The organism is Paraburkholderia sp. EB58 (genome assembly GCF_050436665.1).
GTDB lineage: Bacteria > Pseudomonadota > Gammaproteobacteria > Burkholderiales > Burkholderiaceae > Paraburkholderia.
Genome location: NZ_JBNDMQ010000015.1, coordinates 128155 through 154186 on the forward strand (window position 1 = coordinate 128155; position 26032 = coordinate 154186).

Consider the following 26032-nt stretch of genomic DNA (forward strand, 5'->3'; position numbering starts at 1 on the left):
TTCGATACGGGGTTGGACGGGTACCGCACTCGCTCGATTCGGGAATGAGCTTGCTGATAAAGAACCCTGACACCGCCTTCGCCCGTCAGGAAAACCAGCCGGCCATCTGCCCTCGACGTTATTGTGACGGGGAGAATATTCGATGAAAACCCGCTCGTCATTCGAGATCTGCTTGCCGCTTGTCTTGTGCGTGGCGGCATGCCTGGTGTCCCTGCCGACTCTCATCCTTACCCTCATCTGGCTCACTCTCGGTGCCGCTTCGATAGGCTACCGCTCTCTGGCTGAATTGCCCACCGATGGCATCCCGCGCCAGTGGCTTCGCGGTCCCCGCAGCATATGCCTTTGGTTCTACCACCTGACATGGTGGCCATGGTACATGCGGGCTGAACTACGGGAGATCGCCGCTCGGGTCGGACAAGCTATCGAGTCGGGTTACCACCGACTCGCCCCAAAGGAGAGGCCCAGCAAGTCAAAACGAGGTTCCGACAGCGACGATAAGTAAGGCCGGGCGTCTGGCACGGTCAGGCCGAGATTCAGCGAACGGGTAAACCAATGTCCGGTTTCGAAGGTGGATGAGGCGTTCGACCGCGGCCGCTCTACGGCCGAGTTGGGTCGCGTGCTGCCGATCGCAGCCGCGTGCGATTCGGGCAATCCATGCCGTTTGCATGAGGCAGTGATCGAGCCAGTTTCGGCCGCTCGACCAAAGCTTCTTAATCCGCGACAATCTGGGCGGCCAGCGCTGCTAGAGGCGTAACCGGACCGCTTGAATCCATGGAGACGCAAATTGTCGGAAAACACCTCTGTTTGCTCAGTGTGCGGATTTTCGTTCCCGACTTCCAGTATGGTGCGCGAACATATATTCCCAAAATTCCTTACGGGAAAAACCGCTAAGAATAGCGTTGTCTTAGTGTGTGGCAACTGCAACGCTGTCATGAACATGCGGCCGACCGAGATAGAGTTCACTGCGCTCGTTGTTTATCTGATGGGGAAGACTCCCGGATATACCGATATTGTTCAGGAATCTATATTTGGCCAAGAGGAACGCTATATAGCCGACATCGTTGCCACTCGCGTGCGAAATTTGAAGCGTACGAGGCTCCTAATCGAATGCAAATCTTCACGTTTTGTTTCGTTCGATAGGATCAACGACGTAGTCAACCAGCTTAAAAAATACAAAGAAGCCTACGGCGAATGCCAGCCTGTTTTTGCAATTCCAGCAACACTGAGCGAAAGCGAGGCGCAAGCGTTAAAGGGTGAGGGAGTTGAATTATGGGACCTAGATTTCCTGGCAAAAACTTTCGCGAAGCAGTTGGAAGATGCGCCTATTGGCTACTTCAAAAACATTCTTCTAATGAGGGCGCGACGAGGTTCTGCGACAACGCGCGCAAGTGAGCTGAGCGCTTCATTGAAGGCCTGCCAACCCGGCAAGCAGGACTGGAGCCTCTATCAAAGTCTTGTTGGAAACATCCTCGAATACTTGTTCTGTCCAACCCTCACGAAGCCTCTATCTGAGCACGCCGACGGCACGAAGACGAATAGACGCGATTTCATCATACCCAACTACGCGGAATCAGGTTTTTGGTCATTTTTGCGAAATCGATACATGGCCGACTATCTGGTCGTGGATGCGAAAAATTACAGCCGTAAAATAGGGAAAACCGAAATCCTGCAAGTAGCCAATTACCTTAAGCCGCAGGGAGCTGGTCTTGTTGGAATGATCTTCTCGCGTAACGGTGGCGACGCCGCGGGATGCGCCCATACACTACGAGAACAATGGCTAATTCATGAGAAGATGATCCTCGTGTTTAACGACGTGGAAGTTGAGTCAATGTTGAGCGCCAAGGAGGACGGCAGAGTGCCTGAGGAGATGGTTGAAAAGAAAATTGAACAATTCCGTCTATCAATTTAGCTCTGTCGGAGCGTTCGATACGTCATTGCGAAATCGTTGGGTTGCCCGTCCGAGAACGTCCGCTTTTACACCGGTCAACTGGCTGCTTCGGGTCGACCAGAGTCGACCGCGTCGGGCACAGGTCGGCCATGAAGAGGCATTGAGGGTGACGCTCGATCCGACGTTCGCAGGTCCGTTCCTTCGAAAAAGCGATCGTTCGTACTTTGCCGGTACGTGAGTCCGCATAGACCGATAGAACAAACCTCCAGATTGAACCAACCCCAAGACTCTCTCAATACTGCTATGCCGGCAGAAGACCAGCAACGCGCTAGCTTTCAATTAACCCATCATAGAGAGAAATATCCGGGCGACTCCTGGCGATGAGCTGAGCACCCGCGACGGCGGCGAAGATGGCGCGAGCACGCCGTTCGCTATCCTCGGGGCTGCCCGTGCCTGCGGAGTGCGAAGCCCTTCTGGCTTGACACACGAGAATGCAGGACCGTCCGAGCGTCAAGCACCAGCCGGCGTTCGCCTGAGACCTCAGCCGTGGGCGACCGCCATCGACGATCGAACAATCTTTGGCTACAAATCCGAGACGACTGTCGACTCAATCGATATCGGATGGCCAGACCGCGCGAACGTCTGGCTGCAGATTAGTCCGTCGTAGCGGTGCCGCGTAACGGAGCACGTCCTGCCGATGCTCCTTGATCCATTGACAAGGGCAAGTCCGCCGCCCGTGGAGTAGAACTGCTTCCGGCATGGGCCCAGGTCTTTACATTTGCCCGTGCACATAACTGCACCAAGCTTCGTTGAACATTCCCCGCTTTGCTGCCGATCGCGTATCCTTCAGATCTAAAAACGCGCACGCCTGCGAAGAAAAGACCACTGAAGTAGGGGAAACATGGACAGCCAAATAGTATTGGACCAGAGAGAGGGCGCCGCCGAGGTGGAACCACGCGACGCGCTCCTTCTAGAGATTGAAGCCGACCCGACGTTGGGCTATGCCTCTATCCAGAATTCGGTCCCAGTAGTCCGTGCGCTGCGTGTGACCAGCCGATTCAAGACACCTCTTGAAGATGTGGAAATTCTGGTCAGCTGCAACCCGCGTTTCGCTCAAGGCATGAAGCTTCATTTTTCGAAGCTCGCTCCAGATGAAAGCAGGCGCGTTTCGCCTCTGGACCTGGCCGCCGACCACGGCTACCTGGCAGATCTCCAGGAAGCGGTAACTGCATCGGTCACGGTCGTCGCGCAAGCGGGTGGCAAAGAACTTGCTCGGGTGGTCCATCCCATCGAGGTACTGGCCTATGATCAATGGGCAGGTACGCACGCCATGCTGGAGCTGCTTGCGACCTTCTCGATGCCGAACAACCCCGCCGTCGACATTCTCATTGGCAAAGCGTCGAAATTGCTCCGGGAGCAGTACAGTGACCTGTCGATGAACGGCTACCAGTCGAAGAGCCGGGATGCGGTGTGGAAGCAGGTTTCTGCAATCTACAGCACCTTGGCTGCAGAGAACCTGCAGTATGCCGAGCCTCCAGCGTCCTTCGGCGTAGATGGCCAGAAAATCCGAACGCCGGATCGCATTCTAGAGGGCCGGGTGGCCACCTGCCTGGATCTGGCAATGCTTTTCTCGTCCTGTATGGAGCAGGCTGGATTGCGGCCCGTCGTTTTGATGAAGGATGGTCACGCATGGATAGGCGTATGGCTCCACCAGGCCTGCTTTCCAGATCCACTTACCGATGATGTCCAGGCCGTGCGCAAGCGCGTCGATAGCGGCGAATTTCTGGCATTCGAGACTACGGGAATCGCGCAACATTCGAGCCGTCGCCCCTCTCTACGTATCGCGCTTGAACAGGGCGCAGCCCATCTGCTGGAGGAAGGCAAATTCCGCTACGCAGTAGATATTCATCGGGCCCGTGAACTACAAATCAGGCCATTGCCATCCAGGGTGGCAAGCATCAAGCGCTCTGAAGTCGACGATATCGACTCGCCTGTGGCAATTGAGCCGACCCCGCAGCTTCCACCTCTCGACCCGGAATTTTTGACGCCGCTCGATTCCGGCGCCGATGAGACACCGGAAGGCCGATTGTCAAAATGGAAGTCCCGATTGCTGGACTTGACATTGCGCAATCGATTGCTCAACTTCAAGACGACCAAGTCCACCTTGGCCTTGGTTGCCCCGGACCTGAGCAAGCTCGAGGATGCGATTGCCGAAGGCGGCGAGTTCCGCGTTCGCCCCATGCCGAATTTGATGGAAGGTAACGATCCGAGGATGGCCGAAGTGCACACCGGGCGTAGCGGGCGCGTACCGCTTGACGACATGGCGCTCACTGCACTGGACAATAAGGAACTGATTGCACGCATGCCACAGGAGGCGTTGGATGGCAATCTGCTGACCATCTTTAGCGCTGCGCGGACAGGTCTGGAGGAGGGCGGTGCCAATACGCTTTACCTTGCCTTGGGCATGCTCCGATGGACGGAGACCGAAACCGCGGAGACTGCGCATCAGGCACCCATCATACTTGTACCCGTCTCGCTGCAGCGCCAGTCGGTACGAAGTGGCTTTAGGGTCTGTCGGCACGACGATGAGACGATCATCAATCCAACCTTGCTGCAGATGTTGCGCAATAGCTTTGAGTTGCGCATTCCTGGGTTAGATGTCTTACCCATGGATGAAAAGGGCGTGGACGTGGGGAGGGTGTTGCAGGCATTCCGCCTGGCCGTACGAGAGATCCCCAAGTGGGAAGTACTCGAGCAGGCGCACTTGGGTATTTTCTCGTTTACGAAGTACTTGATGTGGAAGGACCTCCAGGATCGAACCGAGCAACTGAAAGCGAATCGGGTAGTTAAGCACCTCATCGACAATCCCGGTCGGGCATTCGAAAAGGAGGAGACCGACGAGCGCTTCGAACGACTCGATGAGACGCACAAGCCGCAGGACCTCTTCACGCCGATGCTTGCTGATTCATCGCAGTTGAAAGCCATCTGCGTCATCGATTCTGGGCGCGATCTGGTGCTCGAAGGCCCGCCAGGGACCGGTAAAAGTCAAACCATCACGAACCTTATCGCTCACCTGTTGGCCAAGGGCAAGACGGTACTTTTTGTGTCCGAGAAGATGGCTGCCCTGGAAGTTGTGCATCGTCGACTGGAGGCTGTCGGCCTGGGACCGTTTTGTCTTGAGCTTCACTCATCCAAAGCGCGCAAGTCGGAAGTTCTGCAGCAGCTCGGTAAGGCCTTAGACCTCAGCGGCAAACGCACTGGCGAAGACTGGATCCGCGAAGCGGAACGCCTGGGACAGCTTCGCCAAGATCTAAACGGTCTGGTAGATGCGTTGCATCGTGTGCATCCAAACGGGCTATCAGTCTACGATGCTGTCGGCACCTGCATTGCGCATTCAGGTTGGGATGCCTCGCCAATGCCTTGGGCAGACGCGTTGGTGCACGAATATAAAGAGCTCGAAAGCCTGCGCGAAACTGTAAGACGGATGGCGACCCTTTCCGGCTCGCTCGTGGTGCTCCATGGTCACCCGTTAGCGCAGATTGGCAGGACTGATTGGAGTCCTACCTGGCAAGACGAGATGCTCGCGGCGGCCCAATCGCTCGAACGAGCTGTGCAGATATTCAAGGTCAGCGCATCTGCGATAGAGAGCAGCTTGGAGATCGCGACAGCTGGATTGAGTCTGGAAGGTTACGAGAAGGTCGACCGCCTCGCAGACATCTTACTCGGCGCCCCGCAAGTTCCTCAGGGTGTGGCCGCCCAAGCGCATGACGCCAACGTCAGGGCGCAGCTTCAAGTGCTGGCCGGTCACGGCAAAGCCCGTAACGAACACTGGAGCAAGCTGGAGACAGGCTGGACAGACCAGCTCGCGGAACTTAGCGTCAAACCTGTCAAAGACGAGTGGGCCCAAGCCTCAAATACATGGTGGCCAAAATCGATGCTGAACAAGCGGGCCATTCGAGGAAGACTGGCAAGTTACCGCGCCGATGGCAAACGTCCGACCGACGAGGCTGTCACGGCCATGTTGCCCCATCTTGCAAACGTCAATGTCGAGGATGAACAGCTTCAGGCATTAAAGAGCGATGCACAGCGCCTGCTACAGGGCTCTTTCAGTGGCCTACAGACTGACTGGGACCAGGTGCTACGCCACGAGCAGTGGGCCCAACGTTTCTCGGACACTGTGACTTTGATCGCGGATGACACCGCCACGGCCGCACAGTTGCGGGCCCGTTTCCATAGTCTGGTAGTTGACAACCGCGTTTTGCTTCAACCGGGAACCACGTTGAGCAAGTCGTTGCTGGCCTATCGTGACGGTTGGCGCGACCTGCGTGCGAAGCTTGCGGCGCTGGAAGCACTCGCTGACCCAACAACACCTCTGCAAGGCCCCGTTGATGCCGGCGGCGCGCTCGAGCGCATGTTGGGCGCTATTGCCGAATGGCATCGCGCCAAGAGTCAATTTATGTCTTGGTGTTTGTGGCGCCAAGTCCGTGAGCAAGCAATTAATCTCGGGCTGCAGGGATTGGTGACGTCGTTGGAAGACGGACGAGTGCCGCTAGATCGCGTCGAGGAGAACTTCGAATTCAGCTATCAGAGCTGGTGGGTGAAGAAGATTATCGACAAAGACCTTATTCTCCGCACATTCTCCAGCGCTGATCATGAGCGCAAGATTCGTGAATTCCGTCAAGCCGACGAACAGTTCCAACGTCTGACTGCGCAATATGTCGCCGCAATGCTTGCTGGCAAGGTGCCAGAGGCTAAGGGCATGGTCGTTGGCAGTGACAGCGAATTGGGGCTGCTACGCAGGGAACTGCAAAAGAAGACCCGTCATACTCCAGTGCGGCAGCTTATGCACGGCCTGCCGAGCCTCCTGCCCAAGCTGAAGCCTTGCCTCCTGATGTCTCCGCTCTCAGTAGCGCAGTATCTCGACGCGGGCCATGCACAGTTCGATGTTGTGGTCTTTGATGAAGCTTCCCAAATTCCAGTCTGGGATGCAGTGGGCGCAATCGCGCGTGGCAAGCAATTGGTCGTTGTCGGAGACACGAAGCAATTGCCGCCCACGAGTTTCTTCAGCAAGTCGACCGAAGCAGACGACGGTGCCGGCGATGACGCGCAAGTTGAGGACCTTGAGAGCATTCTGGACGAATGTATGGGCGCTGGGATGAATCGTCAGCGACTCCAGTGGCATTACCGCAGCCGGCATGAAAGCCTGATCACCTTCAGCAATGTCACATACTACGACTCGCAGCTTATTACGTTTCCGTCTCCGGTGACTGATGACGTGGCGGTACGACTCGAGCGAGTGGCGGGGGTATATGACCGAGGCGGCAGCCGCACAAACCGGGCGGAGGCTGAGGCGATTGTGCGTGGCATCGAGCAGCACTATTCGGAGACGAACTCGCAGCATCTGACCTTGGGCGTGGTGACCTTCAACCAACCGCAGCAGGCCTTGATCGAGTCGCTGCTGGATGCCCGCCGTCGAAGCAGCGCCCAGCTCGACAAAGCTATCTCGGCGCAATCGCGAGAGCCACTGTTCATAAAGAACCTGGAGAATGTACAAGGGGATGAACGCGATGTCATTTTCTTTTCCATCACGTATGGGCCGGACGCCGCGGCCAAAATAACCATGAATTTTGGCCCGCTTAACAGTGAGGGTGGGCAGCGTCGGCTCAACGTGGCTATCTCGAGAGCGCGCGAAAGGGTTGTCATTTTCAGCACGCTGCAGCCGGAGCAGATCGATCTGTCTCGTGTGAGAGCGGCTGGCGTGCGTGACCTCAAGCATTATCTCGAGTTTGCCGTGAAGGGCCCTCGTGCGTTGCTGGAGCAGTCACTGCCTACAGGAATGGAGCCCGATAGTCCCTTTGAAACGCAGGTCATCAAGGTGCTCCGCAACCATAATTGGGTCGTGCACCCCCAGGTCGGATGCTCGGGCTATCGCATAGATATGGGCATTGTTGATCCTCGGGCCCCAGGGCGGTACCTAGTCGGCATTGAATGCGACGGTCGGGCCTATCACTCCGGGGCGACGGCGCGCGATCGCGACCGCCTGCGGCAGGTGGTGCTTGAAGGTCTCGGATGGCGCCTTCATCGAATTTGGTCGACCGACTGGTGGCTGAACCAAGGAATTGAGGTGCAGAAACTACTCGCGCGCTTGGATAAGGAGTTGGAGACAGATCCAGACGAGCGCTTGTCCGTAGAAGTGCATCCCGCAGAGGTGACGGAATCCGAGGTTGCGACTGAGCCCGCTCCAGACAACGTCGCTGTGCCCGAGGTGCGGCCCGATGACAGTTCGGCTCTGCGTGAATACCAGGCGGTTACTCCGGCAGGAGGCAAACCGGACGACTTTTACGAGCTGGTCCATGGCCGCAAATTGACTGAACAGTTGATCGAGGTGATCGAGGGTGAAGGGCCAATCCACGAAAGCGTCCTGCATCGCAGGATTGCGAGAGCGTGGGGGCTAGAGCGCACCGGCACTCGTATTGTTAACCGACTTCGAATCCTGACGCCTCGTGAGCTAGGCAGAACGACGGAGGGCGATGCGACTTTCTACTGGCCATCGAACTTGAATCCTGCCGAATGGACGGTATTTCGCGAGGCGTCGACTGAAGAGGCTTCTCGCAGGAAGGTCGATGATGTTTGTCTGGAGGAACTGGCGAATGGAGTGCTGCACGTCCTCGGGCAGATGGGCAGTGCGCCGAACACAGACGTTGCCAAGTCTGTGTGCCGACTAATTGGTATGGCACGCACGCCTGCAGATGCAGAAGCAAGGGTTGGGCTTGCGATATCGCGTCTCGTCGAAAACGGGCGCGTCGCAACGAGCGGGAGCCTGCTACGACTTCGCTGATCCTGCACCGGGCAGTCTCCTTGGTCGTGCGCGGCCCGGTCCCAGGAGTGGCTCGACTTAACGCCGATCGCGTCAGTCAGCGTTCGGCAAGGAACGACAAGCGCTCACGTCACCGGGGCATTAGCATATCCATAACGGCACTATAGGGTGGATCTTGAGGAAATTACTGGACTTCAGATGCTCTATCGCTTAATCGCACACGTTGAGACGGAGGCGGCGCCGGCCACCTCTGGTTTCGGATGCGCATCCTTCCGAACGCACGAATCCATCGTCAGCCCAAAGCTAAAAGTATCAGTTCCCCGCTGGGAAATTGCGCACAGAATGCTGTTTAAATGCACAGTATTTAGAGTAGAGTCGCCAGTGTTAATCAGCGTTCACCGTGAGCATGGTGAACGATAGCGAAGCGTCGCCTTCGGGCTGTTCCCATGCACGCCATGACCCAGCTATTGCAGTCGGTTCAGTATTCGCGAGCCGAATGCGCCAACGTAAAAGGCCCGTGCACCCTAGGCATAAATGCAAAAAAGCCCCTCAGACTCTCGTCCCGAGGGGCGCTTCGTTTCCAGCGGCTCGTTTTAGAGAGCTGCGTCCTTCAGCTTCTTCAGCGGACGCACTTTCAAACGCACCGAAGCGGGTTTTGCGGCAAACCATTTTTCCTCACCCGTGAACGGGTCCTTGCCGAAGCGCTTCTTCTTTGCCGGCACGTACTGAGCTACAACCTTCAGCAGACCTAGCAGCGTGAACTCCTTCGCACTTTTTTGTGGACCAACGCGAGCAATGTTTCTTCCAGTGCGGCCATCAATGCCTTCGCAGCTTTCGGCTCGACGCCGGCGCGCTCCGCAAGATGGGTGAAGAGCGAAGCCTTCGTGAACGAATCCTTGATAGGCTCCAGATTCAACTTGCATGGTTACGGGCTAACCACGAAGATGGTCATTGAGGCGCCCACGTGGCATAGTGCGAGCAATTCGACGGGAGAGATAAAAGTGGCAACTCTGGAATCCTTACAATTAAAATTAGAAAGCTTGAACAGCAGGCTGAGGCGCTAATTGCGAAACAGTCGTCAGCCGTCATCGAGAAAATTCGAGAGTTGATGTCAACGCATGGTCTGACGATTGCCGACGTTGATGCGCATGGTGGTGGCAAGCGGCGGGCTAAGAAATCCGCGGGGAAATCGGCCAAGCCGGTTACGTCTGCTGCCAGATATCGCGACCCCAAGACGGGCGCGACGTGGTCCGGACACGGCCGAGCACCCGCCTGGATTGCGAGCGCGAAAAATCGCGATAAATTCTTGGTCGATGGACGTGCGGTGGCCGCGAATGTGGCATCTGCTAGCAAGACGAAGGCTGCGGGCAAATATGTCCGCGGGCCGCAGCCGGCGATGTACCGGCATCCGAAATCAGGCGCAACGTGGAGCGGGCGAGGACGTGCACCGGTCTGGATCGCTGAAGCCAAAGACCGGAATAAGTTCCTGATTTCGGAAGCCGTTGAAGCGAATGTTGCGACGACAGAGCCAGCGAGCAACGCAAAAACTGTCAGCAAGAAGGCGTCGAAGGTTGTCAAAGCAACTACAGCCAAAAGCGAGTCGAAAGGTTTCCTGGCCGCAAAGTATCTTGACCCCAAGACGGGCGCAACATGGAGCGGCCGTGGTCGCGCGCCGGCGTGGATTGCTGGTGCTAAGAATCGCTCGAAGTTTTTGATTGATGCGCCGGCCGCTGTTTTCGCAGCGCCAGCGACGACGAGCGAGCCGAAGATGGCCGACAAGAGATCGGCTACCAAGAAGAACGTTGCAAAGAACGCTGTCGCTGGGAAGGTGACGATCCACGATGCCACGGTAACGAAATGGGCTGTTAGCAGTAAGAAAGCGACGGCGCAGAAAGCACTCGCAGCAGGAAAGAAAGTCGCCGCGAAAAAGTCGGCCACCTTGAGGGTGAAAGAGCCAGTTGTCAGGAAGCTCGCTGCCAAAAAGACGCCAGCGGTCGAGGCGGTTACGACGAGCGCCGAAGCCACAGCGGCGCCGGAAGCAGCGGCGGAATTGAAAGCATAAATGGGACCACAAGGCTGCGCCGTTTTTTTGGAGGCCCGCCAACGCTTCATGGTGCGTTCATGCTCGCGTCGTAGTCCTAGCCGAGTTAAGCCAATAGCCGTTCCAAGGAGAAACGGATGACTGGAGTGGGTCGTGACGTCCCTTACAGATTGATATCCGCTGGTCTCGTCTAAATTTCAGGCGCTTAGCGCCTGTTTGAACGATTGCGCGTCAGCCCGCCGACCAACTGTGGACTCCGTTCGCTGCTCGAGCGACGCCTTGCGCTTTTCTTCAGCGTTCGCGATGAAGTCGGACAGTTCACGCTCCATGGCTGAATCTTTGGCGCCCGGCTTCCACGCCGCGGCTCCGTGCCGCTGGCGCGTGGTCCGAGCAAGTGCTAACGCTGCCATCGCAGCCTTCGCACATTCGTATTCAACCTGGCCATAGAGGTCGATCGGCTCGCCGAATTCTCGGAACGCCTCCACATACTCCCGAGCGGCGTGCACCGTTGCCGGGTACTCGCGTAACTCGGAGATAACTTTGCGGCTCAGGACGTGCCACTGAAGCTTGTCCGGATAGGTACAGGCGGGGATGGAGACGCGCTTGCTCGTTTCGCGGCTCATAGGGCCCGCGGGCTCCGCTGCGGCCCAAGCGGCCTTATGCATCATTGTCCGACAGCTTCGAGCGTAGCTTTCCAGCGATAACGCAAGTTCCAGTGCAGTGTCGCGTCGCTGACGCTTACGCTCCCTGGCATCCCTTGCTGAGATCCACGCGAGCGTTATCACAGAGCCGACTGCCCCTGACGCCAGCGCCAGAATCATCGGAGTGTTCCAGTCAAGTCGCTGGAGATATTCAAGCCATTCCTGCCTCATGCGATGCGCCTCGGATAAAGAGGTGCAGGAAGTATAAGCAATCGTTTGCGGAGTATTCAGAGCAAAAAATGCGGTGTGTGTTTTCGCCACAATCGCTTCGATGGGGCGGTGCGCTTCTTGACAGACCGTGCCGAACCAGGGCCACTCATCGGCCCGGCACCGCGAGCGGGAGTGTCAAAAGTTTCAGCCCGGTTCGCTTCTTAAGCGGATGGGGCCTGCCGGTCGAGGCAAGCACCGTTCGATCGCTAGGGGATCGGCAAGGTTCGGCCATGAAGGGACGGATCGCAGATAGCGTCATTGCAACGGCCGGTCTCCGTCAAAAGGTGACTTCCGCATATTTCATCTACCCCTCTAAATCAACCGCGTTGAGGCAGATCCAGCTCTCGAGTACGACGACTGAGTGGATCCGTCCATCGATCTTCAAACAATACGTTCCGTCACGCGAGTGAGCCGCAATAGGATCCGGGCGACTTTCACGTTCGGCATTGGACGCGATGCATGTAGAATCTGTGCACAGAATATGTCCGATAGACGATACGACGAGCCGTTACTGATGACAAATCTCAGATCTAATGCACTCGGCGATACGACGGCCGAGAATGATAAAAAAATGCTAAGTGAAGCATTCGTGCACACTGCCGACTTTCGCACCCTGATCGAGACCGACGAACGTACCGTTGTCGTTGGAAGGCGAGGCACCGGTAAAAGCGCCCTCTATCTTCAACTGCAGAAATATTGGGAAAACGACAAGAAAATCGTTACCCTTTGTTTCTCACCCGAAGATACCGAAGTCATTGGATTTCGGTCACTTCTAAAGCCATTTTCGAATTCGTTTAATTTGGCGCGCGCATCCACTAGATTGCTCTGGCGATACGCCATGCTTATGGAGATCGCCGCTTATATACGCGGCAATTACAAGCTGTCTCACTTGGTCGAAGATGATGATATTCTTCGCGAACACTTGCAGCGTTGGAGCGGCGTAAAAGGAAGTCTTCTTACCAAGTGTAGGCACATCGCCAAGACCTTTTTGTCAAGTGAGTCGCCCGAAGAGGCAGTTGGCGACTTGCCGGCAAACCTTGATTTAAGTCACATCGAAAGTAAGGTTCTTTCGCTTACAGCCCTTTCTGATCGACGCTTTATAATATTAATGGACCGGTTGGATGAAGGATATGAGCCGGATGACATCGGAATTGGAATTATAACAGGCTTGGTGTACGCTTCGATTGAATTAAACAAGCGCGCTGAAAAGATTCGGCCAATTATCTTTCTACGCGATAACATCTATCGCGCGGTCGCCAAAGAAGACCCGGATTATTCTCGCAATGTTGAGGGTCAGGAAATTCGTTTGCATTGGGATTGGGCTCAGCTATTGTTGCTTGCCGCATCCAGAATGCGCGTTTGCTTTAAACTCGATCAAGAGAAGGACCAACGGATTTGGGATCGCTGCACTGCGGGCGACTTGCAAGGCCGCGATGGATTCAGGCAATGCCTGCAGTTCACGCTATATCGCCCGCGCGACCTTCTTTCATTATTAAATGAGGCTTTCTACTGCGCCTCTCGCAATAATCGGTCGACCGCAATATTTTCGGATTTAGAGTTTGCGGCTAGGTCTATTTCAGTCGCTCGTCTAGAAGATTTGTGGAAGGAATATCAAAAGGTCTTTCCGTCAATACAGGCAATGTCTAACGCATTCGCTGATGGCGAGCCGGAATTCGACGCCCATACCGCAGCTGCTCTTCTATCGAATGCCATAGAAAAACTCGGCGAAAATGAATCTCAGGCTGTAGTCAGGGACGTTAGGCTTCTTGAGCCGAGCGGAGTCCTTCAGGGGTTATATAGCGTTGGGTTCCTCGGTATGCACGAGTCTACGACTGGCGCTTTCACCTTTTGCCACGATGGACGAACTCCCGATGTTGCGTTTGGCGATAAATCGAGACTTCTAATTCACCCATGCTACTGGCTAGGTTTAAATTTAAGCAGAAATGCATTAAAGCCAGAAGAGGCAGAGGAGATAACTGATGAGTATGACATTAAAGTTCAATCAATCACGCCGGAAATACGAAACACAAGAATCGGCCAGACAATTACCCAGTTGGATAAAATCCCACTCGGACAAGAAGGGCAAAGCGATTTTGAGCATTGGTGCCTTGATGCGCTGCGAATTGCTTTCGCAGCGCATCTCACTAATATTCAATCGCACCCTAATGGCGCTGCAGTGCAAAGACGGGACATTGTTGGGCGCAATCGGGAAGAATCTGAGTTTTGGCGTCGAGTAAGAACCGACTATAAAGTACGTCAAGTAATATTTGAGGTGAAGAACTATGCTGAGCCGGGAGCAACCGAATATCGCCAGCTTCAATCATATTTGACGGGGACGTATGGAGCGCTAGGATTCATGATTACACGAGATGTCGACGAGAATTTGCATAGCGGCAAGGATTTAGACTGGATCAAGGAAATGCATCAGTCTCACGGGGTGGTGCTTATGAAGTTGCCTGCTAAATATATTTGTAAATTGTTGCTGAAGCTGCGGAGCCCCGATAAGCACGATGTGGTGGATCATCAAATCAACACGCTCCTTGACGTATATGAGAGAAATTATCTCGGCATAAAAACGACTCGACAGAAAAAGCGGTGATATGGAGCCGCCATTGCGGCCTCGGCGCGCCGGGGATTCAAAAATCACTTGGAAAGGGGCCGTCGAAAGCGAACGACTGGTAAGGCCGACAAGCTTGTCGACGTTTACTCGGGTCGTCAGATCCCCGCCCGACAAGAGCCATTAGACTCCCGGTATTTCGACTGTCGGCTTCGGGTCGACTGCTGCCCGATACGGACCGATCAAAGGAGGCCCACACCGCCCGGGCGATGTCGGACCGGAGTCGGCCACTTTGAGACGTTCGACAGCACCGGATAGATGGTTGACAATCGGCGCGTAGGTGCCCCGATATAACGGGCGCAATAAACAGGACTCTGTCGCATGGACAAGAATGTAGATGAGTTAATCGCTGAGTTGGCCGAGCGAGGTGTACATCTACCGAAAGGTAACGTCGGAATCGGCGGTTTCGGAGATTCAGAGGCGCTTTCAGAATCGCTGATCACCCTCATTCTGACTGGCGTAAAGCGCGGTACTTGCAGCTTGGTTTGGTCTTGGGGTTTCGACGGTGCGACACTTCCTGAGGTCGGGGATATGGAGATCGTGCTTGACTGGCATGGTCGGCCAACGTTTGTTCGACGAGCCACGGAGGTGGAAATCGTGCCGTTTGACGCTGTGACCGCCGATTTCGCAGCTAGCGAAGGCGAAGGTGACCACTCGTTATCGCATTGGCAAACAGAGCACTGGAGATTCTTCACCGACGAGTGCAAGCGAATTGGCCGGACGGTTGATAAATCGATGCCTCTCGTGTGTGAGAGATTCGAGGTCCTTTACACTTTCGCTTGAATACGCGATCCGAACGACCGCTGCCCTCGGTACCAAGCATCAAGCCCGGGACGCGTGCCGCCACTCGAAGCATGTTCCGCGTATGCCTGCAGGGCCATCACCGGCCACGAGCGGACAGTCGACCGCGCCGTCCGGCATGTTGGCAATCCCTAAAACTGCTCGTCCAGTTCTGGCCCAAGTCCCCAGCAATGGTTCTAATCTGACCATTCGCAACAAACTCGCCTTTGCCTGCTAAGCTTGGCATTCCAGATCTGACGCTTCCTATCGGTGACGAGGCATGCGAGAGCCAGAGTTTCATTCCAGCTGGGTTACTGCTTCTGGAACCGAGAGGGGAAGTGGTAATTTAACCGGACGCTTCCCTTTTTGGAGCTTCACGAAGACGATTATTGCCGTCTGCACTCTCAAGCTGTGCGAGGATGGAGTACTCGATCTGGATGGCCGCCTTGATGGTGTCAGCTACACGCTACGGCAGTTGCTGGCCCACACGTCGGGGCTCGCGGATTACGGATCGATCCCTGACTATCATCGAGCCGTTGCTGCCGAGGAAGAGCCTTGGCCGCGCGACATACTGCTTAAAGCGGTGTTGGCGAAAGGTCCGCTCTTTGCGCCCGGGGAGGGGTGGTCTTACTCCAACGTGGGATACATGCTCGCACGTGAACAGATCGAGATGGTTTCGGGGCTAGGTTTTGCCCATCTTGTCGATGACATCATCTGTCGGCCTCTCGGCCTCGCCAGCATTGAATTGGCGACGACACACGATCAGTTTTCACGACTCTACTGGAAAGCTGCTGAACGCTACCACCCAGGATGGGTCTATCACGGATGCTTGACGGGAACCGTAGTTGATGCCGCGAGAGTCTTGCACGGGCTATTTTCCGGAAGACTCCTTTGCGCGGCCATGCTGAAGGAAATGCTTGCCCGTCGTCCACTGGGCGGGAAGATTCCTGGCCGACCATGGACAGATTGCGGTTATGGCCTCGGTCTCATGAACGGCCGCATGGGCAGGAGTGGACGTGCCATCGGGCACTCGGGGGGCGGCCCGTTTAGCGTGAATGCGATCTACCACTTTCCTGATCGTGACGACCCCGTCACTGTGGCGTGCTTTACTGACGGTAAGGATGAGGGGCAGGCTGAGTTTTTCGCTGCTGGATTGGCTCACGTGGCGTGACAGCCCCGAGACGGATGGACCGTGCGACGATCCTGCGCGTTATTTGCGCTGGTCTGTGGCTTTCCCACTGACTTTCCCCGCTTGGGAGCGACATCAAAAGCGACCGGTAACCTTCGCGATGAACTGATTGACCGTTATCTAGAAAGTTGACCGTCCCTTGTGGGTCGACAAGAGGCGGTCATGCCTGCCCGACAGCGGCTGTTCATGATCCTGGCGATGAGCATATCAGGAAGGGATGGCCCCGTTATAGATGCGAATTATGATCGTGCTATTAAGATAAGTATTCTTATCACAACAGCTTCATTGTTATGCCAAACTGGTGCCTATGAAAACGCGCCTGACCCCGACCCCTTCACCCGAACCGCGCCCCGTGGATTTCCCCGACGCCAATGAACTGGCGATGCTGCGCGCCTGGTACGCCGGCATGCCGGTCCGCAAGGCCGTGGAACGCTACCTGTCGGACCGTATTGGGGCAGGGCAGTCGGTCCGCGGCGTCCTCGGCGGAATTCGCCGACGGCTGGCGAAGGTTGCGCGGCAGGTTGGGCAGCCGGATCTCGCCGCCATTCTTGGGCTCCCTGACGGTGAGCGTTTGCGGGAGGCGAAGACGACCGTAGAGGCGATCGAACTCTTCCGGTATGCGCATGCCGACTCGGCAGATCAGTAAAGACCTCGGCACCTGGCTGTCGCCGCGCGCGGTCACCGGCTTGTCTGCGCATAGCATTTCAACACCGAGAGACTGGCCCGTCCAGATTCGGCGCGGGCACTAGCGGTGGAACGCATTCCCGACCTCGAGACAGCCGGTGCACGGCTGTCCTGCAGTACGCTACTGATTCAATGCCCATCCAAAGTCCGAGGAGGACCGCATTCGGTCGTCTCCGGCGAACGCGGTGGTTGAGGCATGTTTCCATCTGGAAGGCGAAGTGAACGTGTCGACGAACGAGTTATCGCTCGACTCGCTCGCGAAGGTAACAGCTAGTGCGTCAGGTTCGGGCTAACGGCTCACTCTTATGGTTCAAAGCAAAGTCTGAATAATGCAACTAACTGTCTGTGTCTGCTCGATGCTTATCAAACCGAAAACCAAGTCTATAAAGACCGGGCTATGCAAGCATGACAGTCACGTCGCCGCGGCCGTTAGAACGACGCGCCGCGGCGCCACGCGAACCGCACCGACTTTCTGGCGCGCGCGTTCATGCATGAGTCGCGGAACGATGACTGCATGGGCTAGGGTAAGGAGTGCGGTTTCTACCGGACGAGTGCCTGCCATCGCCCAGAGTCCGGATCGGACGGCGGGCAAGCGGCGCTCATCGCCGGAAAACAACGCGGCTTCGACGCGTGCTGCATTTGCCGACGCTCGAATAGCTTCGTTGGCGCCCACGCAGTTCCAGCAGAATGATCCCAACGCGTTCGACGAGGACTTGACCAGGTGGATGATCATGCCGGCACCGTCGCCGTCCCGCTGCCGGGCGATCTCCCAGGAGAGCAATCCGTCGAGTGTCGGCAGATTCGGAATCCACGTATTGACCTCGGATTCGACAAAACCCCACAACCGCAGGCCGATGCGCAACGCGGCGCCGTCGGCGCGCACCGGCTGACTGCCGCGACGTGCCGCGATTTCAAGTGCGTTTGAATTGAGATTTCGCATACTGTCGCTCTCCTTGCTGTTCAGTAGATTGATAGTGTGGCGGCCCATGGAGTCAAATCGTGTCCGATAGATCCGCAATGTCTTGCATGCCTGCAAAAAGCGGTCGATCGCCGTCGCGTTTTGAACCTGATCGATCGCTTCTGAGGGACGCGCTGTCACCAAGCGCCTGATGGACGTTTGCTCGCACGGTATTCGGTGGGGGTTACCGCCAGGTGCTTGCGAAAAAGCTTCGCTAGTTGCCCACCGCTGCCTACGCCGCAACGACGGGCAATCTTGTCGACCGGAAGCGTCGTCTCGATAAGGAGTCGGCAACTCCTATCAAGCCGGACATACGCCAGATAATCCGACGGCGTCACGCCCATTTCCGCCTTGAAGCGTCGCAGGAAATTACGCTCGCTCATGGCCGCGAGTTGCGCGGCTTCGTCAATGGCAACCGGCCGGCCGCTGTTTGCCTCGAGCCAGTGCGCGGAGTCCCGGATTCGTTCGCTGACGGATGGCGAGGCCGTTCTACGCAGGGTCGATGTGAAGTGCGTCGTTGCGGGCGGCGCGACGCACTCGGCGGTTTTACGCGCGATCTCCGCGCCGAGATCATCCTGGATGACACTCAACGCGGTCTGAAGTGGGTTCGATACGTCAAGTGACGCTTGCGGCTCGAGGCCTGGGCGACGGCTGCCGTATGGCATGGACCCGTCGTCGCGTCCGCTATTGGATGGATGGGCAAACCCGGCTGCTTCGAGCAGGAACCGCCCCTCCGCGATAGGGAGCACCAATTCGCTGCGGCAATACGCGCGGCGCAGCCACGTCAGCAACCGCTCATCGCCAGTCGCTTTATGTACCCCTTCGCCGCCTGCAATGAACAGCGCATCGAAGTTGTCTGCATGGCGGTGCGCCTCCACACTGTCAGTCCAGACAAACACGAGCGACGAACTGGCGATGCGGCCGCCGGTCGTTGATAACAGCCGTACGTCATAGCGTGTGACACTGTGTGGCACGCTGTCAGCAAGGGTATTCGCCGAATGAAATGCTTCGACGATAGACGCCGCCTCGGGGAGCGCAAAGCCGTTGAACAAGGCAATGCCAATGTGCTTCACTGTGTTTGTATCGAGCAGTTTCGTGTCCTTTCAAAGCGGAGTTATCTTGAACACCGGCGTGGTTCGACGTCGGCACGGCGAGAAGATAGCGGCGCTTTCGGACAACAGCTGTCCCATGCATTTTTTGGCGGCACGCCGTCGTATCGAGACATTGATTGTCCCAATGGCGCGCTAGCATGACGGCCAATGGCACTGGTGTCGCGTTGACCGGAACCTGGGCGCGAATACCGGATGGGACGGTATTCGTCATTCAAAGACTTGGAGGGAACCTCAATGCAGGACGTGCGCGTGCAGCAAGCCGTCGCGTGGCTACGCGACGCAGATGGTCTGCTCGTCACGGCGGGTGCGGGGATGGGCGTCGACTCGGGCTTGCCGGATTTTCGCGGCAATGCGGGATTGTGGCGTGCTTACCCGGCGCTTGCCGAGGCAAAGCGGGATTTTCAGTCCATTGCGAACCCACGCGCCTTCGAAGACGAGCCGGAGCTCGCGTGGGGCTTCTACGGACACCGCCTGCAACTTTATCGCGAGACCGAACCGCATCCAGGCTTTGCGATTCTTAAACGTTGGGGCGAGCGCGCGGAGCGCGGTGCGTTTGTCTTCACGAGCAACGTGGACGGACACTTCCAACGGGCGGCTTTCGCAGAGGGCCGGACCGAGGAGCATCACGGCTCGATTCATTACTTGCAGTGCACCGAACCTTGTTCGTCGCGTATTGATTCGGCGGCGGACTTCGTGTCGCAGGTAGACGAGCGCGCATGCCGCCACACCGGTCCGTTGCCGCGGTGCAAACACTGCGGCGCGGTGTCGAGGCCGAATATCCTGATGTTTTGGGACTCGGCGTGGCTGTCGTCCCGTGCTGACGCGCAGGCGGCGCGCCGTGCCCGGTGGCTTGCGTCGGTCAAGCGCCTCGTTGTTCTGGAGGTGGGCGCGGGCACGGCACTGCCTACGGTTCGGCGCTTCAGCGAGCGGCACGGCCCTCGCGTCATTCGCATCAATGCCCGCGAGCCGCTGATCGATCCTGCAATCGGGATCGGTTTGGAAGGGCGCGCGCTAGACGTATTGACGCTGATAGACGCGGCACTAGGCGTATAGCGATAAGGATCAGCCGCTAGCCGATCGCACAACGCATCGGGACATGCTGTGTTTCGAGGCTCTGCCTAAAGAAGTCACCTCTGACGCCGATATAAGGCTGTCGCGGCGCAATGTAAGGACCGCAAGATCCGCTCGCCATGCGACGTATTTGATCAGAGAGGCACCAACCAGATGAACCAGAAACAATTTCTAGACGACCCTGAGGTCGCTGAATTCGTCACGTGGCTCGCCGGCTTTGCAGGCCGCGTGCCGATCGAGTTGGACATCGGCAGTTCGGCGCGCGTGCCCCAGGGCGTTGTCAAGACCGTGCACGGCTTTGACGGCGTCATCGACACCTATGTCTGGCGCGCTGACTGGACCGATGATAGGGGATCGTCAGTGAAATCGCTGTGTTGGGATAGCACGGCGCGCAGCCTCAAGCGTCTCGCAGAGACATTGAGGGCGGCGCTGGCAAGCGAGTCGGACGAGGCCTCGATGCGAGCGTGCCACGCGATCCTTGAGTGGGGCGGCGAGCGGAATATCAGCGTCGGTGCGCGGCCATTCCTTGAGGCAAAACGCGCGAGCGGACAACTCGTCACCTATCTCAAGGCAGCGCGTGAGGCGTTTCGCCTGAGCAGCGGGCGTCTCGACCAACTTGGTGCGATCGAAGACGTCAACTCGATGCTGACCAAGGTCTATGCATTGGCATCGGATGATGGGCTGCCGATTTACGACTCGCGCGTGGCGGCCGCAATGGCCTCTCTCGTCGAACTATTCCGCATCAAAACTCGGCGTGCATGGCGGCAGGTTCCGGCTCGGCTTCTGTTCCCGACCATGGACGCCTCCGCGCGCCGTAAATTGATCGGCCTGCATACCGGGGCGCTGATTTCCAAAGGTGCCTTGATGCACTACACCCAGCCCGACATGCCGGCCCGTTGGGCATCGGCCAAGCTACGGCTTGGCTGGATCGCGGAAGACCTGCTCAGACAGGCTCCGCAATTGTTGAGCGCACAACCACACTCGCGCCTCCATGCATTTGAAGCGTCGCTATTCATGATCGGCTATGACGTGCGATGCCTCGCCGGCAATCTGAACGGCACGCAAACCATTGACGCCAAATAAGAAATCCAATCTTTGGTGCATCCGCTTAAGATTCGCCGCGCGTCGCCGTTAACCAGGATGTCATGCAGCCTACAACTCATCGAACGTTCTCCCGCATGGATATTCTTGATAGCAAGATCATTAGCGTATTGCCCAATGCCGGGTCGAGCAATCAGTATCTCAGCACGCCGGCGGTCCACAAAAGGCTGGAGATCATCGAGTCTGACGCGCCCGTTATCAAAACGGTGCAACGGCGTCTGGAGAGGCTGCAGCTCGAGGGCATCGTCGACATGGAGAAACGCGGCGCGGCCTGGTACTGGCGCAAAGGCGCCGGCGCGGGCGGCATGGCGGGGAAATCCGGCGCGATCATGACGCGAGAGGAGGCGCTGGCCCTGCATATGCTGCGTAGCTTCACGTCGCGGCAGATCCCGACCCTCGTCGCCGAAGCGCTGGCCGACCTGTTCGAGGTCGCGGACAAGCGTCTCGAAGCGGCGGTGACGGAGGACGAGCGCCGTTACAGACGATGGGCGGACAAAGTCGCGGTGGAGAACAGCGGGTTCGCGCTGCGCTACCCGCAGATCGATGCCGAGATCTTCGCCATCGTTTCCCAGGCACTCTTTCACGAACGCAAGCTGGAAATCGTCTACCGCCCGCGCTCCAATGTGACGAATGACAAGTGCAAGGTCATCTTGCCGCTCGGCCTCGTCGAGGTAGGCGGACTTGTCTACCTGATCGGCGGCACTGAAGGCCGTCCGAATCCAACGATGTACCGGCTGGACCGTCTGGACAGCGCGAAGATGATGCTGGAGTCATTTTCGTACCCCCGCGCCTTTAGGCTGGACGACTATGTGAAGCAGCAGCGGCAGTTCGACTTCATGGTCGAAGGCGAAGTCACGCTCACGTTGCTGTTCCTGAATGGCGCCGGCAATCACCTTCTGGAGACGCCTTTCGCTGCGGATCAGGAGGCCCGGCAGACCGGCGATGGACTCGTCGAAGTGCAAGGCACCGCAGTGCTGAGCCAGCGCCTGCGCTGGTGGTTGCGTTCGTTTGGGCCGCACGTCGAAGTGATCGGGCCGCAGAACCTGCGCGCGGAGTTTGCGCAGGAAGCACGCGCGCTGGCGGAGCTCTACCCGCAGTAAGTCGATCCCGACGCGTCGGCCGATCCGATTTAAATTCGAGTGGGACTCGAAATGTCCCGTCCCGCCGTTATTCTCCGCGACAGATTAAAGAATTTTCAAAAGCAGTCGATATTGCAGCGTGAGTGGCATTTTTAATCTCCTATAAAGGCGGCACAAAATGGCAAACTACCTTGAACTCAAAGCGCAAGCCGAAGCGCTCGCTGCGCAAGCTGAAGAAGCGCGACTCGCGGAATTGCAGGCTGTGCTCGATGAGGTCCGTGCGCGCGTGATTGAATATGGGCTTACCGTCGAGCAGGTGTTTGGCGAACAGGCCTCTTCCGACGTGGAAGAAGAGGCTGCGGTCTCGCAAGAAAGTGCGCGAAATCCAGTGACAATTAAGACAGCGCTGAAACCCTCATCAGCATGGCCCTTTCCGACTGGGAGCCGTCCCTAGTCCAGCCAACTGTGCTTTAGCGCATTGTCGGGCTGGTGCTAGTGATGTTGATGGTGAGAATATGAAAAGATCCGCGCAGGAGAGAGCGCGTACGCCGGGGAAAAGAAAGACCACGTCCTCTACGAAGGATCTGTTCGAGGTGTTAGTCGCGGCGCCAATGAGTGCTGGCAAGTCCTCGTTCATCAACGCATTGATTGGCGATGAGCTATTGCACGTCGCCAATGAAGCTACGACCGCGTGTCTGACGCGGGTTGAGCACAGGAAAGGGGTCAAGTCTTTCAGAGGGGCCTGCTATCTCGACTCGGGTGCCGTATTGGCCACGCAACGCGATGCTTCCGCCGAACTGCTTCGCGACTGGAATTCGGATGGCCGTGTCAAGCGTATCGAGCTCAAGGGCAGCTTTAATGTTGCGCCGCGTCCGGCTTCCGGGCTCGTCGTTTATGACACGCCGGGACCGAATAACAGTCAGAACGAACGGCATGGCCAATTGATGCGGGAGGCCGTGCAGAACATCCCGTTCAAGGCGCTGTGTTATGTGCTGAACGCCGGTCAATTGGGCACCGTCGATGATCGCGCGTGCCTCGAGATGTTGCGTAACGGATTGGCAGACGATCCCGCGCACGAGATCTACTTCGTTTTGAATAAGATCGATTTGCTCGATCCGGAGAAGGGCGAAGATATCGGCGAACACGTCGAGCGCGTCCACCAGTATCTGAGCGACGCCGGTTTCCACGATCCCATTGTCATTCCCACTATCGCCGACGCGGCACTCTACGCGAGGAAAGCGTTGAATCGATTGAGCATGACGCGTCCCCAGCGCTCGAAGCTGCACCAAACACTGGATGAATTCAGCGACCGGAAGCGCGCGCTGATCCATGTCACGACCGCGCCCGCTGCCGTAAAAAAACGGCTGTTAAAAGAACTGGACGAACTGGAGCAACGCAGTGACGCGATTGCATCCAACGAGGCACTCGCAGAAGAGAACGAACTGAAGCAACTGATCACCTACAGCGGGCTCAGGACGGTAGAGCTGCTCATTCAACTTCAACGCCGTTTGGCCGAATAAAAATGAATAAGATCGAAATCATCCACAATCCGTTCATCGTCGATACCCAGTTTCTTGCCAATGGCCAACCTCCTGCGGAAGGTTGCAAGCTGTCGAGCTACAAGGAAATGCGCCTTCAGGTGTGGGTAGAGAAACTGTTCGACGAATTGAGTGTTCTGTTCAACGGCGACAAGCATTTCGACGTCACCTTCACAGGTGTGGAATCGGACTTTCTGGATGTGGTTGCAGCGGCTGACGTGGCCAATGCGGGTGGCATGCAGGTGACTGTGAGCTGGAATGAAATCGACTCCAGCGAGGTTCGTCTTGAAAGAATCCGCCGTCTGATGGACGAAGCCACCGAACACCCGGAGTTCAACCTTTTCATCTCCGAGAACGAAGAGGCGAAGCGATCGTTTGATGAAGCATTCAATAAGGATTTCGACGTCTACGTCGTCGCCACCATGTCGTCGGGGAAATCGACGCTGATCAACGCGATGCTCGGCCGCGATCTGCTCCCCGCTGCCAATGAGGCGACCACGGCGACGATCGCACGAATCACCGACAACGATTCGATGAAGCAGCGCTTCACGGCCCAACGCCTGGGCGCACAAGGGCAGGTGCTGGCGAGTTCCGAGAACGTCACGGCGGAAACGATCAAAGACTGGAATACCTCCGCGGATACCAAGCTCATCGATATTGAAGGCAATATCGAAGGCATCGAAGAGCGCACATACGTGCGGCTTGTGTTGACTGATACACCCGGCCCGAACAACAGCCAGGACGAAGAGCACCAACGCACCACGATGGGCTTTGTGCAGGATTCGCGGCGCAATCCGTTGATTCTGTACGTGCTCAATGCCAGCCAGCTCGGCACCAATGACGACAAGCATCTGCTCGGTCTGGTGGCTGAGACGATGCGCAAAGGCGGCAAGCAGAGCAAGGATCGCTTTATCTTCGTGATCAACAAGATGGATGTGTTCGATCCTGAGAACGGTGAAGACCCGGCATCGGTCCTGACGCGTGTCAGGCAGTATCTCGGTAGCAACGGGATTCAGAACCCGACGATCTACCCGATTTCGGCAAACCTGGCGAGACTGATTCGCAAGCCCAGCGATGGCCATACGCGTAAAGAACGTAACGACTACAAGAGCATGGCGGATCTGTTCAGCGAAGAGCCGCGCATGGACATGTTGCAGTACATGCCGTTTACGTCGCGGGTGAGACGCAATCTGGAAGAGAAGAATCTCTCCAGCCTGCTGCTGGGCAGTGGTTTGCCGGCTGTGGAAGCGATGATCGATGAGTACATCGACAAGTACAACTTTCCGCATCGCGTTAAGCGTGCTTACGATGCGCTGACCAAAGCGATTGAAGTGGGGCTCAACGAAACCGGGTTGATCGAGCAACTGGATCAGGATGAAGCGACGCTTCGCCGGGTCGAGGGGGAGATCGCCGTGTTGAAGGCGCGCCAGGAAAAGGGGTTTGAAACGGATGCCTACAGAGAGAAGGTTCAGGCGGAGGGCATGGAGCTACCCCCCGCTGTGGAGGCTGGCCTTGTTGAAATCGAGGGCAACGTTGCCGGAATGATCCGCGCGATGGAACGCGATTTCCAGCGTACGGCTTTGGTTACAGAAGCAGAAGCGATGGTCGAAAAGGCTGAAGAGACGCTGAGATTCGAGTACAAGAAGCTCATCAACGAATATGAGGCGCTGTTTGTATCCAGCCAGCATCTCATCGGCGAAGAACTTCAGAGGAATTACGAGCGATATATACAGGCACTGTTCGCGGGGACCCAGGACTTGAATTTACCGGTTCTCGAAGGCATCAGGAAAAAAATGGGTGACATTTCGCTGAATCTCACGCTTCAGCGCGACGATATTAAAGAGCGGCGCGTGGTCAAGTGGCAGCGAGAGGAGAGCGACAGTCGCTGGTACAACCCGTTTTCCTGGACAAGAAAGAAGACCGTGAACGTATACGGCGACGAGGAATACGTTGATCTCGGTGAGTTCTGGAAGGAGCGCTTGACCCAGGTTGAGACGGCCTTCACGGGCCTGATACGGGCGGCGCGCACCGAAATCGACAGCGGAAAAAATAAACTGACCAATCGCTTCGTCGAGTATATGAACAACGAGTTCGAACCAAAGTTCAATGAGTTGTTGGACTCGCTGAGAGGGAAGATAGCTGAGCGCAAGGAGCGGGAGCTTGCTCTCGAAGAGGCTAGGGTCCTACATGACTGGATCCGGAGTTTCAAGTCAAAACTTGATCAGACTTTGGCCGTTTGAACTCGG

Annotated in this window: 16 protein-coding genes and 2 pseudogenes; 13 read left to right on the forward strand and 5 right to left on the reverse strand. The window is 56.8% G+C overall.

The annotated features are described in order from the left end of the window. Positions 1–784 precede the first annotated feature (784 nt). On the forward strand, positions 785–1909 hold the full coding sequence (locus tag P3T40_RS22435) for an HNH endonuclease (protein ID WP_429269922.1): 1125 nt from the start codon (positions 785–787) through the stop codon (positions 1907–1909). A 307-nt stretch (positions 1910–2216) separates the two neighbouring features. Here the strand turns inward: P3T40_RS22435 and P3T40_RS22440 are convergent. Further along, positions 2217–2330, reverse strand: a pseudogene (locus P3T40_RS22440) (TetR/AcrR family transcriptional regulator); the annotation flags it as partial. 459 nt (positions 2331–2789) lie between these two features. On the opposite strand from P3T40_RS22440, the gene P3T40_RS22445 reads away from it, so the two are divergent. Next, the gene (locus P3T40_RS22445; protein ID WP_429269923.1) at positions 2790–8726 is read left to right on the forward strand and encodes a DUF3320 domain-containing protein; all 5937 of its coding nucleotides are present in this window, start codon (positions 2790–2792) and stop codon (positions 8724–8726) included. A 572-nt stretch (positions 8727–9298) separates the two neighbouring features. Here the strand turns inward: P3T40_RS22445 and P3T40_RS22450 are convergent. Further along, positions 9299–9609: pseudogene (locus P3T40_RS22450) on the reverse strand (HU family DNA-binding protein); the annotation flags it as partial. Between the two features lie 204 nt (positions 9610–9813). Between P3T40_RS22450 and P3T40_RS22455 the strand changes: the two are divergent. Then, a complete protein-coding gene (locus tag P3T40_RS22455) occupies positions 9814–10767 on the forward strand; it encodes an H-NS family nucleoid-associated regulatory protein (protein ID WP_429269924.1) in 954 nt (317 codons plus the stop codon). A 176-nt stretch (positions 10768–10943) separates the two neighbouring features. On the opposite strand, the gene P3T40_RS22460 is transcribed toward P3T40_RS22455, so the two are convergent. Then, positions 10944–11369 carry a hypothetical protein gene (locus tag P3T40_RS22460; RefSeq protein WP_429269925.1) on the reverse strand — a complete coding sequence of 142 codons (426 nt, stop codon included), beginning with the start codon at positions 11367–11369 and terminating at the stop codon, positions 10944–10946. Between the two features lie 802 nt (positions 11370–12171). Between P3T40_RS22460 and P3T40_RS22465 the strand changes: the two genes are divergently transcribed. From P3T40_RS22465 to P3T40_RS22480, 4 genes are all read left to right on the forward strand, one after another. Beyond that, complete coding sequence (locus P3T40_RS22465) at positions 12172–14256, forward strand: P-loop ATPase, Sll1717 family (protein WP_429269926.1); 2085 nt, start codon at positions 12172–12174, stop codon at positions 14254–14256. Between the two features lie 339 nt (positions 14257–14595). Further along, positions 14596–15057, forward strand: coding sequence for an ASCH domain-containing protein (locus tag P3T40_RS22470; RefSeq protein ID WP_089162710.1), 462 nt, complete (start codon positions 14596–14598; stop codon positions 15055–15057). Between the two features lie 277 nt (positions 15058–15334). Next, complete coding sequence (locus tag P3T40_RS22475; RefSeq protein ID WP_429269927.1) at positions 15335–16225, forward strand: serine hydrolase domain-containing protein; 891 nt, start codon at positions 15335–15337, stop codon at positions 16223–16225. Positions 16226–16595: 370 nt separating this feature from the next. After that, positions 16596–16889, forward strand: coding sequence for a hypothetical protein (locus P3T40_RS22480; RefSeq protein WP_429269928.1), 294 nt, complete (start codon positions 16596–16598; stop codon positions 16887–16889). 450 nt (positions 16890–17339) lie between these two features. Here the strand turns inward: P3T40_RS22480 and P3T40_RS22485 are convergent, their stop codons facing one another. Then, entirely contained in the window at positions 17340–17867 is a 528-nt protein-coding gene (locus P3T40_RS22485) for a hypothetical protein (protein ID WP_429269929.1), read from the reverse strand. Between the two features lie 155 nt (positions 17868–18022). Beyond that, positions 18023–18958 carry a GlxA family transcriptional regulator gene (locus P3T40_RS22490; RefSeq protein ID WP_429269930.1) on the reverse strand — a complete coding sequence of 312 codons (936 nt, stop codon included), beginning with the start codon at positions 18956–18958 and terminating at the stop codon, positions 18023–18025. 273 nt (positions 18959–19231) lie between these two features. On the opposite strand from P3T40_RS22490, the gene P3T40_RS22495 reads away from it, so the two are divergent. From P3T40_RS22495 to P3T40_RS22520, 6 genes are all read left to right on the forward strand, one after another. After that, complete coding sequence (locus P3T40_RS22495; RefSeq protein ID WP_429269931.1) at positions 19232–20050, forward strand: SIR2 family NAD-dependent protein deacylase; 819 nt, start codon at positions 19232–19234, stop codon at positions 20048–20050. A gap of 171 nt (positions 20051–20221) precedes the next feature. Then, on the forward strand, positions 20222–21151 hold the full coding sequence (locus P3T40_RS22500; RefSeq protein WP_429269932.1) for a hypothetical protein: 930 nt from the start codon (positions 20222–20224) through the stop codon (positions 21149–21151). Positions 21152–21246: 95 nt separating this feature from the next. Beyond that, positions 21247–22269, forward strand: a complete 1023-nt coding sequence (locus P3T40_RS22505; RefSeq protein ID WP_429269933.1) for a helix-turn-helix transcriptional regulator — start codon at positions 21247–21249, stop codon at positions 22267–22269. Between the two features lie 157 nt (positions 22270–22426). Then, positions 22427–22702 carry an H-NS histone family protein gene (locus tag P3T40_RS22510; protein WP_429269934.1) on the forward strand — a complete coding sequence of 92 codons (276 nt, stop codon included), beginning with the start codon at positions 22427–22429 and terminating at the stop codon, positions 22700–22702. Between the two features lie 157 nt (positions 22703–22859). Continuing rightward, a complete protein-coding gene (locus tag P3T40_RS22515; protein WP_093644076.1) occupies positions 22860–23768 on the forward strand; it encodes a dynamin family protein in 909 nt (302 codons plus the stop codon). A gap of 2 nt (positions 23769–23770) precedes the next feature. Beyond that, positions 23771–26026 (forward strand): dynamin family protein, encoded by a 2256-nt coding sequence (locus P3T40_RS22520; RefSeq protein WP_429269935.1) that lies wholly within the window; start codon positions 23771–23773, stop codon positions 26024–26026. Positions 26027–26032: the final 6 nt, after the last annotated feature.

Coding starts and splice junctions, on each gene's coding strand:
- P3T40_RS22470 (WP_089162710.1), top strand. CDS start 14,596: ATGGACAAGAATGTAGATGAGTTAATCGCTGAGTTGGCCGAGCGAGGT.
- P3T40_RS22475 (WP_429269927.1), top strand. CDS start 15,335: ATGCGAGAGCCAGAGTTTCATTCCAGCTGGGTTACTGCTTCTGGAACC.
- P3T40_RS22505 (WP_429269933.1), top strand. CDS start 21,247: ATGGATATTCTTGATAGCAAGATCATTAGCGTATTGCCCAATGCCGGG.
- P3T40_RS22500 (WP_429269932.1), top strand. CDS start 20,222: ATGAACCAGAAACAATTTCTAGACGACCCTGAGGTCGCTGAATTCGTC.
- P3T40_RS22495 (WP_429269931.1), top strand. CDS start 19,232: ATGCAGGACGTGCGCGTGCAGCAAGCCGTCGCGTGGCTACGCGACGCA.
- P3T40_RS22520 (WP_429269935.1), top strand. CDS start 23,771: ATGAATAAGATCGAAATCATCCACAATCCGTTCATCGTCGATACCCAG.
- P3T40_RS22515 (WP_093644076.1), top strand. CDS start 22,860: ATGAGTGCTGGCAAGTCCTCGTTCATCAACGCATTGATTGGCGATGAG.
- P3T40_RS22510 (WP_429269934.1), top strand. CDS start 22,427: ATGGCAAACTACCTTGAACTCAAAGCGCAAGCCGAAGCGCTCGCTGCG.
- P3T40_RS22445 (WP_429269923.1), top strand. CDS start 2,790: ATGGACAGCCAAATAGTATTGGACCAGAGAGAGGGCGCCGCCGAGGTG.
- P3T40_RS22455 (WP_429269924.1), top strand. CDS start 9,814: ATGTCAACGCATGGTCTGACGATTGCCGACGTTGATGCGCATGGTGGT.
- P3T40_RS22460 (WP_429269925.1), bottom strand. CDS start 11,369: ATGAGCCGCGAAACGAGCAAGCGCGTCTCCATCCCCGCCTGTACCTAT.
- P3T40_RS22465 (WP_429269926.1), top strand. CDS start 12,172: ATGACAAATCTCAGATCTAATGCACTCGGCGATACGACGGCCGAGAAT.
- P3T40_RS22485 (WP_429269929.1), bottom strand. CDS start 17,867: ATGCGAAATCTCAATTCAAACGCACTTGAAATCGCGGCACGTCGCGGC.